16 protein-coding genes and 1 pseudogene are annotated in these 16715 nt (G+C 44.7%); 9 read left to right on the top strand and 8 right to left on the bottom strand.

Annotated elements, in window-relative coordinates; all coding sequences use genetic code 11:
- Positions 1-16: 16 nt before the first annotated feature.
- The 3 genes and pseudogenes from aceE to ampD all read right to left on the bottom strand — a co-directional run bounded on the left by aceE (position 17) and on the right by ampD (position 4586).
- On the bottom strand, positions 17-2680 hold the full coding sequence (gene aceE / locus AB6D80_RS05605; RefSeq protein ID WP_017101226.1) for a pyruvate dehydrogenase (acetyl-transferring), homodimeric type: 2664 nt from the start codon (positions 2678-2680) through the stop codon (positions 17-19).
- A 62-nt stretch (positions 2681-2742) separates the two neighbouring features.
- Entirely contained in the window at positions 2743-3504 is a 762-nt protein-coding gene (gene pdhR / locus AB6D80_RS05600) for a pyruvate dehydrogenase complex transcriptional repressor PdhR (RefSeq protein ID WP_029225519.1), read from the bottom strand.
- A gap of 481 nt (positions 3505-3985) precedes the next feature.
- Positions 3986-4586 (bottom strand): annotated as a pseudogene (ampD, locus tag AB6D80_RS05595) (1,6-anhydro-N-acetylmuramyl-L-alanine amidase AmpD).
- A gap of 83 nt (positions 4587-4669) precedes the next feature.
- On the opposite strand from ampD, the gene nadC reads away from it, so the two are divergent.
- The 8 genes from nadC (at position 4670) to yacG (ending at position 11753) form a co-directional block, all read left to right on the top strand.
- Complete coding sequence (gene nadC / locus AB6D80_RS05590; RefSeq protein ID WP_371709505.1) at positions 4670-5560, top strand: carboxylating nicotinate-nucleotide diphosphorylase; 891 nt, start codon at positions 4670-4672, stop codon at positions 5558-5560.
- A 255-nt stretch (positions 5561-5815) separates the two neighbouring features.
- Entirely contained in the window at positions 5816-6220 is a 405-nt protein-coding gene (locus AB6D80_RS05585) for a pilin (RefSeq protein ID WP_371709504.1), read from the top strand.
- A gap of 5 nt (positions 6221-6225) precedes the next feature.
- Positions 6226-7911, top strand: coding sequence for a type IV-A pilus assembly ATPase PilB (gene pilB / locus AB6D80_RS05580; RefSeq protein WP_371709503.1), 1686 nt, complete (start codon positions 6226-6228; stop codon positions 7909-7911).
- Positions 7912-7926: 15 nt separating this feature from the next.
- Entirely contained in the window at positions 7927-9153 is a 1227-nt protein-coding gene (locus tag AB6D80_RS05575; RefSeq protein ID WP_371701732.1) for a type II secretion system F family protein, read from the top strand.
- 68 nt (positions 9154-9221) lie between these two features.
- Entirely contained in the window at positions 9222-10091 is an 870-nt protein-coding gene (locus tag AB6D80_RS05570; RefSeq protein ID WP_086048774.1) for an A24 family peptidase, read from the top strand.
- Positions 10092-10093: 2 nt separating this feature from the next.
- Positions 10094-10708, top strand: coding sequence for a dephospho-CoA kinase (coaE, locus tag AB6D80_RS05565; protein ID WP_017097339.1), 615 nt, complete (start codon positions 10094-10096; stop codon positions 10706-10708).
- A gap of 26 nt (positions 10709-10734) precedes the next feature.
- Complete coding sequence (gene zapD, locus AB6D80_RS05560) at positions 10735-11475, top strand: cell division protein ZapD (RefSeq protein ID WP_012604748.1); 741 nt, start codon at positions 10735-10737, stop codon at positions 11473-11475.
- Positions 11476-11555: 80 nt separating this feature from the next.
- Positions 11556-11753, top strand: a complete 198-nt coding sequence (yacG, locus tag AB6D80_RS05555) for a DNA gyrase inhibitor YacG (protein WP_017056605.1) — start codon at positions 11556-11558, stop codon at positions 11751-11753.
- A gap of 347 nt (positions 11754-12100) precedes the next feature.
- Here yacG and rplS read toward each other — a convergent pair whose 3' ends face one another.
- The 5 genes from rplS to ffh form a co-directional block, all read right to left on the bottom strand.
- Positions 12101-12454, bottom strand: a complete 354-nt coding sequence (gene rplS, locus AB6D80_RS05550) for a 50S ribosomal protein L19 (RefSeq protein WP_009847607.1) — start codon at positions 12452-12454, stop codon at positions 12101-12103.
- Between the two features lie 59 nt (positions 12455-12513).
- Positions 12514-13254: a tRNA (guanosine(37)-N1)-methyltransferase TrmD gene (trmD, locus tag AB6D80_RS05545; RefSeq protein WP_004735512.1), complete on the bottom strand. Its 741-nt coding sequence runs from the start codon at positions 13252-13254 to the stop codon at positions 12514-12516.
- A 26-nt stretch (positions 13255-13280) separates the two neighbouring features.
- Positions 13281-13835 (bottom strand): ribosome maturation factor RimM, encoded by a 555-nt coding sequence (gene rimM, locus AB6D80_RS05540; protein ID WP_009847609.1) that lies wholly within the window; start codon positions 13833-13835, stop codon positions 13281-13283.
- Positions 13836-13861: 26 nt separating this feature from the next.
- The gene (gene rpsP, locus AB6D80_RS05535) at positions 13862-14110 is read right to left on the bottom strand and encodes a 30S ribosomal protein S16 (RefSeq protein WP_004735508.1); all 249 of its coding nucleotides are present in this window, start codon (positions 14108-14110) and stop codon (positions 13862-13864) included.
- A 212-nt stretch (positions 14111-14322) separates the two neighbouring features.
- On the bottom strand, positions 14323-15717 hold the full coding sequence (gene ffh / locus AB6D80_RS05530; protein WP_004735506.1) for a signal recognition particle protein: 1395 nt from the start codon (positions 15715-15717) through the stop codon (positions 14323-14325).
- A 200-nt stretch (positions 15718-15917) separates the two neighbouring features.
- On the opposite strand from ffh, the gene AB6D80_RS05525 reads away from it, so the two are divergent.
- On the top strand, positions 15918-16712 hold the full coding sequence (locus tag AB6D80_RS05525; protein ID WP_102249163.1) for an inner membrane protein YpjD: 795 nt from the start codon (positions 15918-15920) through the stop codon (positions 16710-16712).
- Positions 16713-16715: the final 3 nt, after the last annotated feature.

Raw genomic sequence — 16715 nt, 5'->3', positions numbered from 1 at the left:
TACCTTAATGCCAGTCTTATGCGTATTGCGGGTTAGTTTTTTCAGTGTCGATATCGAACTTAGCAATTGCTTCAGCAACAACAGACTTCTCGATATCACCACGTTTAGCCAGTTCAGTTAGAGCTGCAACTACGATGTAGCCAGCGTTAACTTCGAAGTGACGACGTAGGTTTGCACGGCTGTCAGAACGGCCGAAACCATCTGTACCAAGTACTTTGTAAGACTCAGTTGGCATGTACGCACGTACTTGCTCAGCGTAGTTCTTCATGTAGTCAGTCACTGCGATTGCAGGTTCTTTACCAAGAACAGTCGTGATGTACGGTACTTTCTCTTCAGCTTCTGGGTGAAGCATGTTGTCACGCTCTACCGCTTGGCCGTCACGAGTTAGTTCGTTGAACGACGTTACAGAGAATACGTCAGATGCTACGCCGTACTCTTCGCTTAGAATTTCAGCGGCTTTACGCGCTTCGTTCATGATAGTACCAGAGCTCATTAGTTGAACTTTGCCCTTAGCACCAGCGTGAGACTCAAGCTTGTAGATACCCTTACGAATGCCTTCTTCAGCGCCTTCTGGCATAGCTGGCATTGCGTAGTTCTCGTTCATTACTGTTAGGTAGTAGTAAACGTTCTCTTGGTTCTCACCGTACATGCGACGGATACCGTCTTGCATGATAACCGCTAGCTCGTAAGCAAACGTTGGATCGTAAGAGATACAGTTAGGGATCGTGTTCGCTTGAATGTGCGAGTGACCATCTTCGTGCTGTAGACCTTCACCATTCAGTGTTGTACGACCTGCAGTAGCACCTAGTAGGAAGCCACGAGCTTGTTGGTCACCAGCCATCCACGCCATATCGCCTACACGTTGGAAACCAAACATTGAGTAGTAGATGTAGAACGGGATCATTGGGAGATCGTTCGTGCTGTATGATGTTGCAGCTGCAACCCAAGAAGCCATTGAACCTAGCTCGTTGATGCCTTCTTGTAGAACCTGACCTGAAGTCGCTTCTTTGTAGTAAGAAACAATGCCTTTATCTTCTGGCGTGTATTCTTGACCGTGTGGGTTGTAGATACCAATCTGACGGAATAGACCTTCCATACCGAACGTACGAGCTTCGTCACAGATGATAGGAACGATATTCTTACCAATGTTCTTGTTCTTAAGCAAGATGTTTAGCGTACGTACGTAAGCCATAGTTGTAGAGATATCACGCTTCTGCTCACCTAGTAGAGGTGCGAACTCTTCTAGCTCAGGGGTTTTGAATTCTTGAGTGAACTTAGGTAAACGCTGTGGCGTGTAACCTTTTAGGTCTTTACGACGTGCATGTAGGTATTCATACTCAGCTGAACCTTCTTCAAGCTTCAGGTATGGAAGTTCTTTTACTGCTTCGTCAGTTAAGATATCTTGAAGACCTAGGCGATCACGTAGGTGTAGTACGTGAGTCATGTCCATCTTCTTAACTTGGTGCGCTATGTTCTTACCTTCAGCCGCTTCACCCATGCCGTAACCTTTAACAGTCTTCGCTAGGATTACTGTCGGACGACCTTTAGTTTCTGCTGCATTTGTGTAAGCTGCGTACAGCTTAGAAGACTCGTGACCACCACGCTTAAGAGCGAAGATTTCGTCATCAGTCATGTCTGCAACTAGTGCAGCTGTTTCTGGGTACTTACCAAAGAAGTGCTCACGTACGTATGCGCCATCTTTAGATTTGAATGTCTGGTAGTCACCATCGATAGTTTCGTTCATTAGTTGAAGAAGCTTACCAGTCGTGTCTTTAGCTAGCAGAGAATCCCAGTTGCTACCCCAGATAACTTTAACAACGTTCCAACCGGCGCCTTTAAATAGGCCTTCAAGTTCTTGGATGATGCTACCGTTACCCATTACAGGGCCGTCTAGACGCTGTAGGTTACAGTTGATTAGGAAACATAGGTTGTCTAGCTTCTCACGCGCAGCGAAAGAGATAGCACCACGTGATTCTGGCTCATCCATCTCACCGTCACCTAGGAACGCGTATACACGCTGACCTGAAGTATCTTTCATGCCACGACCTTCAAGGTACTTAAGGAAGCGCGCTTGGTAGATAGCAGAGATAGGGCCTAGACCCATAGATACTGTCGGGAACTGCCAGAACTCAGGCATCAGTTTAGGATGCGGGTAAGAAGGGATACCTTTACCATCAACTTCTTGACGGAAGTTATCTAGCTGATCTTCAGTTAGACGACCTTCAACGAATGCTCGAGAGTAGATACCTGGAGAGATGTGACCTTGGTAATAAACTAGATCGCCACCGTCCGTCTCATTTGGAGCACGGAAGAAGTGGTTGAAACATACTTCGTAGAACGCTGCAGCTGACTGGTAAGAAGCCATGTGACCACCAAGGTCTAGGTCTTTCTTAGAAGCACGCAATACGATCATGATTGCGTTCCAGCGAATAATCGAACGAATACGACGCTCAAGAGTTACGTCACCAGGGTAAGCTGGCTCTTGTGCTGCTGGAATTGTGTTGATGTAGTTTGTGTTGATGCCTGTAGCCATATCAACACCATCTAAACGCGCTTTATCTAGAACTTGTTCTAGTAAAAACTGTGCACGTTCTACACCTTCTTCACGTACTACTGACTCAAGAGCTTCTAACCAATCTTGAGTTTCCAGAGCATCAACGTCATGCTTCATGTTAGACATGGCGATCTATCCTTTTTGTTAGTTGGATTCTACTAAACACGTAAAAAGCCGAAGTATTACGGCTATTTACCCTGTTGAATTCGACGTAAAGAACGTTCGCGGCGCGACTCTTCTTTGGTCAAATCCAGCAATGTTTCTTCGATGTAAGCTAAATGAGAATGTGACATTTCACGCGCCTGTTCTGGCTGCCCTGAAACGATCGCATCTACAATGTTAGCTCGATGTATACTCACTTTCTCCACAACGTCTTTACGACGATGCAACAGCTTTAAATTTTCTAAGACATTTTGTTCGAGTAACGGAGCCAAGCTACGAACAATGTGCAATAACACCACATTGTGTGCTGCCTCTGTTAAAGCAATAAGAAAAGCCATCACAGCTGCAGACTCGGCTTCAATATCACCCTTATCTTGCGCACCGCGAATTTTTTCTTGGCATGCTTGAATTCGAGCAAAGTCTTCATCAGTACCACGTAATGCCGCGAAGTAAGCCGAAATCCCTTCCATCGCATGACGCGATTCCAACAAGTCTAGTTGGGTTTCAGAATGGGAGGACAACAAATTAAGCAAAGGATCTGAAAAGCTTTTCCAGATATTTTCGCTAACAAACGTACCTCCACCTTGACGGCGAGTAAGCAAGCGTTTTGCTTCTAAACGTTGTATCGCTTCTCGGATTGAAGGACGAGACACATCGAACTGTTTCGCCAGTTCACGCTCAGGCGGCAGTTGCTGCCCTGGAGCCAGTGTTCCTTCCACTATCAACCTTTCTAACTCTTGTTCGATAACGTCCGAGAGTTTTGGCTGACGAATCCTTTGATAAGCCATAGTTTGTTGTTCTTCTTTTTCTTCGCTGACAATTGGTATTACCAATTTTAAGTTGGGCAGAAATTAACATAATTAAAACGCCACTGTCCAGACTAAAATTGACCTGAATCATAGAACACAGCACGAATTAACCATGATTTAACAAATGAAATTTAAAACAGCAACCAATTTGGTCTTACCATTTACAGGGGTAATACTTTTGGGGAGTATCCGTGCTAGAAAGTTTCAGGATAAAAATGGATTGTTTCAGAAAGATGAGTGCCACTTGATTAAAAATCAAACCAAGCGCACATTAGAGGTAGAAATCCTGTTCATAAGTTTTAATATTAGATCGTTTGATAAGCTCGTCACACTCTCGATTTATTGACGCCCTCCCCCTAACCACTTTATTTACATCGCAACAACAAAAATTCACAAGTGATTATGCCAGGCGTTGACTATTCAACCACCAGCAACAATAGAGCACCTTCAATAATGAGGCTTAAACCTTGAGCTCGCCTTTAAACTTCTGCCAGTCGAAAACCAAGCCAGGGTCAGTTTTGCGTAGCGGGGCTATATATTGATGACCGGTGATACGTTCGGTGGTTATTTGAGGGAAAGTCGATACGATCGTTTCTGTTAATCGAGTAAGCGCTTGGTACTGCTGCTCTGTATAAGCGATAAAGTCGCTTCCTTCCAGCTCAATACCAATCGAGTAATCATTACACCTTTTACGCCCCGCAAAGCTCGACTGGCCTGCGTGCCAAGCTCGGTCAAGAAATGACACAAACTGTACCACCTCACCATCACGGCGAATCAAGCAATGTGCCGAAACGCCCATTTGATGAATCACTTTAAAAAATGGATGATCTGTCGGATCAAGTTTGCCCGTGAAAAACTGTTCAATGTAAGGGCCGCCAAATTGGCCAGGTGGTAAACTAATGTTATGGACCACCAGCAGAGAGATATCGTCGGTGCTGGGTCTAGCATCAAAATACGGAGAAGGAACATGCCGAGCATTGTCGTACCATCCGTTGAAGCTCATCGTCATCTTAGTCTCGCTTTCTTTTCTACTAGCGCAATAAGATTGTGACTTTGCCCATAGAGCAGTCGCGCTAGCCTCTTTAATTTGAAGTTAAGCAAGAGTATCATTCCATTCCCACTCCCTTTCAAGATTAGATTTGCGATGAAAAACACACATAACAGCCACCAACGCCTTGATTACTTAAAAGAGCAACTGCCGCTAGAGATCACTCGCGCAGTCGCTGAGACCATCAAAGAAGATCTAGGTGGAACGTTAGATCCAGCGGCTGATATTACGGCAAGTCTAATCCCTGCAGACGCAATCAACAGCGCAACCATCATTACCCGTGAGTACGGTGTGTTCTGTGGTAAAGCTTGGGCTGATGAAGTGTTTAAGCAATTGGGCGGTGAAGTCACTATCGAGTGGAATGTAGAAGACGGTGACAAAGTTGAACCAAACCAAACACTTTGCACGCTAACAGGCCCTGCTCGCGCACTTTTAACCGGTGAGCGTAACGCAATGAACTTCATTCAAACACTATCTGGTTGTGCGACGGCGACAGCAATCTACGCTGACAAAATCAAACACACAGAATGCCGCCTGTTAGACACTCGCAAAACGATTCCTGGCCTACGTAGCGCACTAAAATACGCTGTGGCTTGTGGTGGTGGCTTCAACCACCGTATTGGTGTTTTCGATGCCTACCTAATCAAAGAAAACCACATCATCGCATGTGGTGGCATTGAGAAAGCGATCTCGACAGCAAAAGAGCTTAACCCGGGTAAGCCTGTAGAAGTTGAAACCGAAAGCCTAGCAGAGCTAGAGCAAGCAATCAGCGCCGGTGCAGACATCATCATGCTAGACAACTTCACCACAGACATGATGCGTGAAGCGGTTAAAATCAACGCAGGTCGTGCAGCACTAGAAAACTCAGGTAACGTGACTTTAGATACGATTGCAGAGTTCGCTGAAACAGGTGTCGATTACATCTCTGTGGGTGCACTGACTAAGCATCTAAAAGCAATGGACCTTTCAATGCGATTCAAAGCTTAATCTCATGGTTCTATCAATTACTTAACTTCTAGGCATGGCAATCAGCCATGCCTTTTTATTGCTTTTATTATCAGTATATCAACCAGTTAACTAAGCTGATCGCATAATTTTGCGCCCTATATGAAACAACACACTAATAAATACAAAACCACTCGCGCCCACACCTGAACACCATTCCACTTCTCGATCTCAACTTCTATTCTCTCCATCAACCGGTGCTTGCACTGAAACAAACTAAACGAATGGAATAGAACAATGAAAAACAAAAGAAAAAACCAGAAAGGCTTTACGCTGATTGAATTGATGATTGTGGTTGCGATTATTGGTGTGCTATCGGCAATTGCTGTGCCTGCATACAAAGATTATGTAACAAAAAGTCAGGTTTCATCTGCGCTAGCGACAGTTAAATCACTTGTCACTCCAGCTGAACTAATCATTCAAGAAGAAGGCACTATCAGTGGTGCGATAACGCTACTCGGAGTCTCTGCAGGTTCTAACACTTTAGGTACTTTATCTATTGGTACAGATAAGAAGTCGATTGAGTTCAAATTCAATGATGGAAGCCTCAAAAACAAGAAATTGACTATGAAAAGAGATGATAACACTGGTTGGTCATGCACCCCAGACTCTGGCGTACCGTCAATTGAAGGTTGTAGCTAAATTTAATGCTAACCAACCTCCCAACAGTTCTCCGTCAGGCTAACTTACTTAGCCTGACTCAAGAACAGGCCGTTGCGGAACATGTACAAGCTTCAGGTATTTCTGCACCTGAAGCTTTGCTTGTTCTAGACATCCTCTCTGACGAGAGCCTCGCCAATAACATCAAAACCATTTTCGGTTTGCCGTTAGTGCAACTGGCCAATACTGACTATGAAATCTTGTGTGACCAATTGGGACTTCGTGAATTGATCACTAAGTATCGTGCTATCCCAGTTGGCCTCTCTCACTCTACTCTCACGCTCGCCTCTGCCGATCCAACCGACTTGCAAGCTGAAGACGATTTTAGATTCGCGACTGGATTGCAGATAGAACTCGTTATCGCTAACTATTCAGAATTAGAAGGCGCCATACGAAAGCTGTATGGTCGCTCTATTTCCGGGCAAGACTCCAAACGCAAAGAGATCACCCAAGATGAGCTCGCCAATCTTGTTGAAGTCTCTGACGATGAAATGAGTTCAATTGAAGATCTCAGTCAAGACGATTCCCCTGTCAGTCGATTTATCAATCAGATACTGGTTGATGCGGTGCGTAAAGGCGCATCAGACATCCACTTCGAACCTTATGAAGAAAACTACCGAGTGCGTCTGCGTTGCGATGGCATTCTTGTTGAGGTCCAACAGCCCGCGTCTCATTTAAGCCGTCGGTTATCCGCTCGTTTAAAGATTCTCGCCAAACTTGATATCGCTGAACGTCGCTTACCTCAAGACGGCCGTATTAAGCTGCGTTTGAACGACGAGCTGGCGATCGATATGCGTGTGTCGACTCTACCGACATTGTGGGGAGAAAAGATCGTACTGCGTCTTCTAGACAGCAGCGCAGCCAATTTAGATATCGATAAATTAGGTTACAGCGAGGATCAAAAAGCGCTCTATCTCAATGCCCTAAAACGCCCCCAAGGGATGATCTTAATGACTGGGCCCACAGGCAGTGGCAAAACGGTATCTCTTTACACTGGACTTCGCATGCTTAACACCTCAGAGCGTAATATCTCAACAGCTGAAGATCCGGTGGAGATCAACCTGTGTGGTATCAATCAGGTACAGGTGACGCCAAAGATCGGTTTTGGGTTTGCCGAAGCACTACGATCGTTCTTGCGACAAGACCCTGATGTAGTGATGGTCGGTGAGATCCGTGATTTAGAAACCGCAGAGATCGCGATCAAAGCGTCGCAAACGGGTCACTTAGTCCTCTCGACACTCCATACTAACTCAGCTTCGGAAACCGTGACTCGACTCGCCCATATGGGGATTGAACCATTTAACCTCGCCTCGTCATTAAGCCTGATTATCGCGCAGCGACTGGCAAGGCGACTGTGCAACCACTGTAAAACAGCTGACAACTCGCCGGACATATTTCTACGTCACTCTATTCCTAACAGCCAAAATATCTACAAAGCCACCCCACAAGGATGCAATGAGTGTAATCAGGGTTACTCCGGTCGAGTGGGTATCTACGAAGTGATGCCGTTTACCGACAAACTAAAAAATAGTCTGATTAATAAACCTAACGCGTTAGAGATTGAAGATCTCGCGCGTAGAGAAGGAATGAGAACACTGCAAGAATCCGGTATCGATAAGTTGCTTGAAGGCACCACTAGCTATCAAGAACTGCAACGTGTTCTGTATCTATAATCCATCGGAGCACTCATGAGCACTAAACTGCAGTCACAATTAAAAAACTACCACTGGAAAGGCATAAATAGCTCAGGCAAAAAGGTGTCAGGGCAAACCTTGGCTCTAGCCGAATTAGAAGTACGAGAAAAGCTCAAAGAGCAGCATATTCAGATTAAGAAAATCAAAAAGAAAAGTATCTCAGCAGTCACTCGTTTAACACATCGAGTCAAAGCCAAAGACATCACCATTTTGACTCGACAACTTGCGACCATGCTTGCCACTGGCGTGCCTATCGTTCAGGCCATTAAGCTAGTGTCAGACAATCACCGTAAAGCTGAAATGAAATCAATTCTATTGCACATCTGTCGAGGTGTCGAAGCGGGAACCCCTATATCAAAAGCGATGCGGACGGCAAGCTCTCACTTTGACGACCTGTACACCGACTTGGTCGCTACTGGCGAGCTTTCCGGAAACCTAGCGCAAGTCTTTGAGCGCTTAGCAACCTATAGAGAAAAGAGTGAGCAGCTAAAGTCTAAGGTCATAAAAGCACTGATTTACCCCACAATGGTGGTCGCTGTCGCTTTGACTGTCTCTTACTTAATGCTCACCATGGTCATTCCTGAATTTGAATCGATGTTTTCAGGCTTCGGGGCAGATCTCCCTTGGTTTACTCAACAAGTACTCTCCCTTTCGCATTGGGTACAGGCTTACAGTCTTTATGCTGCCGTTGGCATAGGGTTAGTCACATTATTTACCTACCAACTGCGTCAACGGTCTTATTCCATTCGTTTATCATTCAGCCGTCTAGGTTTGCGATTCCCTATTCTTGGCGGAGTATTGGCCAAAGCCTCAATCGCCAAATTCAGCCGAACCTTATCAACCAGTTTTAGTTCAGGGATTCCTATTTTAACCAGCCTGAAGACCACAGCCAAAACCGCAGGTAACCTGCATTATGAATCGGCCATCATCGAGGTTCACCGTGAAACTGCCGCTGGCATGCCGATGTATATCGCGATGCGCAATACCGATGCTTTTCCTGAGATGGTTTTACAGATGGTCATGATAGGAGAAGAGTCCGGTAACCTTGATGACATGCTCAATAAAATCGCATCTATTTATGAATTTGAAGTCGACAACACCGTCGATAATTTAGGTAAGATTCTAGAGCCACTGATCATCGTATTTTTAGGCACCGCTATTGGTGGGCTTGTTGTCGCGATGTACTTACCGATCTTTAATCTTATGAGTGTGTTAGGATAGCTCAAAGCAACCAAACACCCCTCAAGCAGAGAACCACTGCTTGTATTGATTAAGTGGTAAAGGACACTATGGAAGTATTTCACTACTATCCTTGGCTATTCCCCGTATTAGCTTTCATTTTTAGCCTTCTTATTGGCAGTTTCCTCAACGTAGTCATACACCGTTTACCGATTATGATGGAACGAGAGTGGCAACAAGAGTGCTCGGAGTATTTCTCTCAGTATAAAATTCCTGCGCCAGAGGGGAAGTTCAATCTCAGTATCCCTCGTTCGGCTTGCCCTAAATGTAAAACCCAATTAAGAATCGTCGACAATGTTCCAGTATTAAGCTGGTTGTTCTTAAAAGGGAAGTGTCATAGCTGTGCTAACCCAATCAGTGCTCGCTATCCATTGGTCGAACTGCTGACTGCAATACTATGCACCGTAGTGGCTAGCCACTTTGGTTTCAGTTACTACGCCATTGCTTTGATTTTTTTCACCTTTGCATTGATTGCCGCAACCTTTATCGACCTAGATACCATGCTGTTACCTGATCAAATCACCTTACCTTTGGTTTGGTCTGGTATCGCGTTAGCACTGTTTAACATCAGCCCAGTATCGCTTCAAGATTCCGTAGTTGGCGCAATGGCCGGCTACCTAGCTTTGTGGTCTGTTTATTGGTTGTTCAAGCTACTAACAGGCAAAGAAGGCATGGGATATGGAGACTTCAAACTCCTAGCCGCATTAGGTGCATGGCTTGGCTGGCAACACCTACCAATGATCATTCTTTTGTCGTCGCTGGTTGGTTTGGTTTTCGGCTTGATTCAACTTCGCTTGAAACAGCAAGGCATAGATAAAGCGTTCCCATTTGGACCTTACCTGGCGATTGCGGGTTGGGTAAGTTTGATGTGGGGCAATGACATCATGGGTTGGTATTTCACTTCTGTACTAGGGATTTAATCATGGCAATCATTATCGGATTAAGCGGTGGGATCGCCAGTGGTAAAACGACGGTAGCTAATCTCTTCAGCGAACATTTTCACATTGATATTGTCGATGCTGATATCGTGGCACGTGAAGTGGTGGCGTTGGGCAGTGAAGGTCTAAAACAGATTGCGACTCATTTTGGTGAAGAGGTATTGCTCGAAGATGGGGCGCTAAACCGAGCTAAACTGCGCGAAGTGATCTTTTCTGATCCCACAGAGAAACAATGGCTCAATGAACTGCTTCACCCTATGATCCGCGACAAAATTGACAGTGACCTGTCTAAAATCACATCCCCATATGGTTTATTAGTCGCACCGCTATTGGTTGAAAACCAAATGCAAGGCATGACCGATCGCGTATTAATCGTTGATGTGCCGGTAGAAGTGCAAATAGAACGTACGATGAGTCGCGATAATGTTTCTAGGGAACAAGTTAAATCAATTTTAAAATCACAGGCATCAAGAGAACAGCGCTTAGCAGTTGCAGATGACGTGATTAAAAACCATACTAAAAACCAAGAACTTTTGCCTCAAATCACAGATTTACATCAAAAGTATCTGGCAATCAGTGCAGTAGATGGGTCAGAATAGAACAATGTTGAATGAAGGTTTGCTCGATGATCACCCATAAATTTGAACATCCTCTAAATGAGAAAACACGCATCTACTTAAGAGTTGAATCACTCTTGAGGCAGTTACACTTATCTTCTGCATTTTCCGATGCTCAACAGTATCAACTCTTTTTCCGTTCTATCTTTGATCTGATTGAAATATTCGAACAGATACAACTTAAGAGCGAACTCGCAAAAGATATTGAGAAACAGCGTGTAACCTATAAAAGTTGGTTAGATGTTGAAGGTGTCGATCAAGAGATGCTGACATCATTGCTCAATGATATTAGTCATATCTATCGTGAACTGATGCAGGCGGAACGTTTTGGGCAATCATTAAAAGAGGACCGCTTCCTTAGCGCCATTCGTCAACGCTTTAACTTGCCAGGTGGCTCATGTTGCTTTGATTTACCGGCTCTACATTATTGGCTTCATCTTCCTCTTGATAAGAGAGTTAGAGATGCTGAGACATGGATGGATAGCCTACAGCCTCTGTATGAAGCACTAACACTATGGTTGAAGCTCACCAGAGAGACTGGTCACTTTAAGGATCAGATCGCTCGTACAGGTTTCTTCCAAAGCGATGCTGATGAAGCGAATATCCTTCGCCTTTCAATTCCAATGCAGTACGGTGCCTACCCGATGATCTCGGGACATAAAAACCGTTTCGCTATTAAATTTATGAGCTTTGAAACTGGGCAAGCCTGTACTCAAGATATTGAATTTGAGTTGGCTATCTGCAGCTAATTCATTTCCTTTATTGTTTGGCTTGAGTCCTCACTCGAGCCTAAACTCACTATTATTACACCTTCAAATTAAGAATCACTATGTCGAAGAAAATCACCATCGTTAAATGCCCTCAATGTAACACTGACGTTGAATGGGGCGAACAAAGCCCGCACCGCCCGTTTTGCAGCAAGCAATGTCAGATGATTGATTTCGGGGAATGGGCTGACGAAGAGAACAGCATCGCTGGTGCTCCAGACATGTCGGATAGCGATGGTTGGTCGGAAGACCCACACTAGGCGCGAGTAGCGAGTAGCGAGTAGCGAGTAGCGAGTAGCGAGTAGCGAGTAGCGAGTAAATTTTGAAGGGTTGGCGTTTTACGGCAATCCTTTTTTATTGCCTATAACACGGCACTAATGGGGATTCCCTACTCCTTCCTTCGTCAGTCTAGGGAATGACAGCTCTGGTTGATTCAAAAACTCCCTCAGCGGTTCGACAGCCTATCACGGTATCAAGGCTTGTCATTCGTCATCCTCAGAGTGAGGAACGAGCAAGTTGGGGATCTCTTACCTGTGAGACTCTAAATAGCAGACACAAAAAAGCGGAGCCAAATGGCTCCGCTTTTATCGATAGAATGCAAAAAGAATTACTTCTTAGTAAGCTTCTCTTTAATACGAGCTGACTTACCAGAACGCTCACGTAGGTAGTACAACTTGGCACGACGTACTGCACCACGGCGTTTAACTTCGATGCTATCAACCATTGGAGAGTGAGTTTGGAACGCACGCTCTACGCCTTCACCGTTCGAGATCTTACGAACTGTGAATGCAGAGTGTAGACCACGGTTACGAATAGCGATTACAACGCCTTCGAAAGCCTGTAGACGCTCACGGTCACCTTCTTTTACCTTAACCTTAACTACAACAGTGTCACCTGGTGCGAATTTAGGAAGGTCTGATTTTAGTTGCTCTTCTTCAAGAGCCTTGATGATGTTGCTCATTTGTATAAATTCCTAGAATAAACTGATACTAAATTTAATAGGTTACTGCTTGCTTTTCGTTAAGAGCGTTGCTCTTTAATGAATTCAGCCAGTAATTGTTCCTGTTCGTCAGTCAGAGCTAGGTTTTCCAGGAGTTCTGGTCTTCTTAGCCAAGTTCGGCCCAACGATTGTTTCAATCGCCAGCGACGAATGTCCTTATGGTTTCCAGACTTGAGTACCGATGGCACATCTTTATCGTCTAGCACCTCAGGGCGCGTATAATGGGGACAATCTAGCAAACCATTTGCAAAAGAATCTTCTTCTGCTGATGCGAAATCTCCAAGTACACCCGGAACAAACCGAGAGACTGAATCAATCAACGTCATGGCTGGCAGTTCGCCACCCGTCATCACAAAATCGCCAATCGACCATTCTTCGTCGACTTCAGATTGAATAATGCGCTCATCTACCCCTTCATAGCGGCCACAAATAAGAAGCAAGTTCTCGTTTGTTGCCAACTCTTCAACACCTTTCTGGTCGAGTTTACGACCTTGAGGTGAAAGATAGATTACTTTCGTCTTTCCCGGTGCTGCTTGCTTGGCTGTTTGGATAGCATCGCGCAAAGGCTGAACCATCATTAACATGCCAGGACCACCACCGTAAGGTCTGTCATCAACAGTGCGATGTTTATCATGAGTGAAATCGCGAGGATTCCATGTCTCAATAGATAAAAGACCTTTTTTAACCGCTTGACCTGTTACTCCAAAATCAGTAACAGAACGGAACATTTCAGGAAAAAGGCTAATAATGCCAACCCACATGTGTTCTCTCGCTCTGTAATTTGGAGTTAGAATCCAGGATCCCAGTCAACTTCGATCCGGCGAGCTTCGCGATCAACTTTCTTGATCACTTGCTCTTCAAGGTACGGGATTAACCGTTCCTTTTGGCCAAAAGCATCTTTAAGATTTGCTTTGATTACTAGAACATCGTTCGAGCCAGTTTCTAATAGGTCAGTGACCTCACCAAGGTTGTAACCTTTAGTGGTAAAAACTTGCATACCGAACAATTCGCGCCAGTAGAATTCATCTTCTGACAATTCAGGTAATGAAGCAGGGTCAATAGCAATTTCAAAATTGGTCATCAGTTGCGCGTCTTCACGTACATCTAATCCCGCTAGCTTACATACATAGCCTTGACCATGACGTTTCCAGCTTTCAACTTTATACTCAACCCACTCGCCCTTTAGCTTTAAATACCAAGGACTGTAATCAAATATGCTTTCAGCATTGTCTGTGTAGGAGAACACTTTAAGCCAGCCACGAATACCATAGGTAGACCCAAGTTTACCCATAACAATTCTTTCGTTTTGCTCGCTCATCGTTTCTTTACCCTTCATCGACATAAGCTATTTCTCTTTTTAAAAAAGAATTAAGCCGCTTTTTGAGCGTCTTTAACTAGCTTAGCTACGCGGTCAGATAGAGATGCGCCTTGACCAACCCAGTGGTTAACACGATCTAGGTCTAGACGTAGACCTTCTTCTTGACCTTGAGCAGTAGGGTTAAAGAAACCTACTTTCTCGATGAAACGGCCAGTTACAGAGTTACGGCTATCCGCAACTACGATTTGATAAAATGGGCGCTTCTTTGCACCGTGACGTGCCAAACGAATGGTTACCATGTCGTCCTCTTTGCTTTCTTAATAAAATAATTAACCCCAAGTATAAGTAAATAGCTTGGGGTCTCGTGCCAAATTAAAGCCCCGGAATTTTACTCTTATTCCGGGGCAATGCAAGGGCTTTAGCTATTTTTTCACCAACATAGCCACCGTTCACTTTCTGTGACACGGCTAACACTATGAAAAGTAACGTAGCTAAAGCTTACATTTGTAGATTATCGGCCAAACGGGTTAAAACCACCACCCATTCCGCCCATACCTCCACCGCCGCCCATCATGCCTTGCATGTTGCGCATCATGCCTTTCATTCCACCTTTCTGCATTTTCTTCATCATCTTCTGCATTTGAGTGAACTGTTTAAGCATACGGTTTACATCTTGTACTTGCGTACCAGAACCTGCAGCAATACGCTTTTTGCGTGAGCCTTTGATTAGGTCTGGGCGCTGACGCTCTTTCATTGTCATAGAGTTGATGATCGCTTCCATTTGCTTGAACATCTTGTCATCAACTTTATCTTTAACGTTGTCTGGTAGCTGAGACATGCCTGGAAGCTTATCCATCATGCCCATCATGCCGCCCATGTTTTTCATCTGACCAAGTTGCTCACGGAAGTCTTCAAGGTCAAAGCCTTTCTTCTCTTTGAACTTCTTAGCCAGTTTCTCTGCTTTCTCGGTATCAACGTTTTTCTGTAGGTCTTCAATAAGAGACAGTACGTCGCCCATACCAAGGATACGAGAAGCAACACGATCTGGGTGGAATGGTTCTAATGCGTCAGTCTTTTCACCAACACCTAAGAATTTAATCGGCTTACCTGTGATGTGACGAACAGACAGTGCAGCACCACCACGCGCGTCACCATCCACTTTCGTTAAGATAACACCAGTTAGTGGTAGCGTATCGCCAAAGGCTTTTGCAGTATTCGCAGCATCTTGACCTGTCATAGCATCAACAACGAACAGCGTCTCTACTGGTTTAATGGCAGTATGAAGCTCTTTGATTTCACCCATCATCTCTTCATCGATAGCCAAACGACCGGCAGTATCGACAATTAGCACGTCGTAGAATTTCTTCTTCGCGTGGTCGATTGCAGCGTTTGCAATATCAAGAGGCTTTTGGTCAGCTGAAGATGGGAAGAAGTCGACACCAACATCGCTTGCTAAGGTTTCGAGCTGTTTGATCGCGGCTGGACGGTAAACGTCGGCAGACACAACCAAAACTTTCTTCTTATCACGCTCAGTCAGGAGCTTAGATAGCTTACCTACCGATGTGGTTTTACCCGCACCTTGTAGACCCGCCATTAAGATAACGGCTGGCGGTTGTGCTGCCAGGTCAAGAGCCTCGTTAGACTCCCCCATCACAGCTTCAAGTTCAGCTTGAACGATCTTAATGAATTCTTGACCCGGGGTGAGAGATTTAGAAACCTCAACACCTACAGCGCCTTCTTTTACGCGCTTAACAAAATCGCGGACAACTGGCAGTGCAACGTCGGCTTCAAGTAGCGCCATACGTACTTCACGCAGCGTCTCTTTAATATTGTCTTCGGTCAGGCGACCTTTACCGCTGATGTTTTTCAGCGTTTTGGATAGACGATCCGTTAAATTATCAAACATAGTTTTCTCTTCGCTCAAAACTGCGACTATTACTGTGAGTATACATTAGCGCGGATTAGAGTCATACCCGTTGTGGAGCGTTAATCATCCACGCATGTGATGTGAGACATTATTCACTTGGAATTGAATGAGGTTCACCATAGCCCCAAAGAGCGATGCGAGGTATAATTCGCCAATTAGTAATCATTTAAATGGATACCATGGACAGTCTTATTGCGATCGCAGCAGCCTTTCTTTATACAATGGCGATTTTCACGATCATTCCAGGTCTCGTGCACCAAACAGGAATCCGTGTAAAAACGGTGTTTATCAGCGCATTACTTGCTTTAGTTTTCCATGCTTGGTTGCTTGGCGATTTAATCTTTAATGCCAGTGGTCAAAACCTCAGTATCTTAAACGTTGCTTCTTTAATCAGTTTAATCATATCTGTGGTCATGAGCGGTGCTATGCTCAAAACCCGTTTGTGGTTCATCTTGCCGGTTGTTTATAGCTTCGCTGCTCTAAATCTAATGGCTGCCACTTTTCTTCCTAGTACCTTCATCAAACACTTAGAGAATGACCCGAAGCTGTTGCTACACATATCTTTAGCTCTGTTCTCATACGCGACACTTACCATCGGTGCGCTATACGCTATGCAACTCGCGTGGCTAGATCACAAACTTAAAAAGAAAAAAGCCTTAGTGATAAACCCTAACCTACCTCCTTTAATGATGGTGGAAAGACAGCTTTTCAAGATCATTTTAATCGGTAATGGTTTGTTAACAGGTACTTTATTAACTGGACTTATCTTCGTACAAGATATGTTTGCTCAAGGTAAAGCACATAAAGCGGTATTGTCTTTTATAGCTTGGGTTATCTATTCCATCCTTCTTTGGGGTCACTATCAGAAAGGTTGGCGTGGGCAAAAAGTCACATGGTTTGCCCTTGCGGGTGCCACCATGCTCACATTAGCTTACTTCGGTAGCCGCTTCGTTCAGGAAATAATCCTGAATTAGTCA

It is taken from the genome of Vibrio sp. 10N.247.310.17 (assembly GCF_041466605.1).
GTDB classification, from domain to species: Bacteria; Pseudomonadota; Gammaproteobacteria; order Enterobacterales; family Vibrionaceae; genus Vibrio; species Vibrio tasmaniensis_A.
Note: the sequence above shows the minus strand (reverse complement) of the source record. Positions and strands in the feature narration are given on the sequence as shown.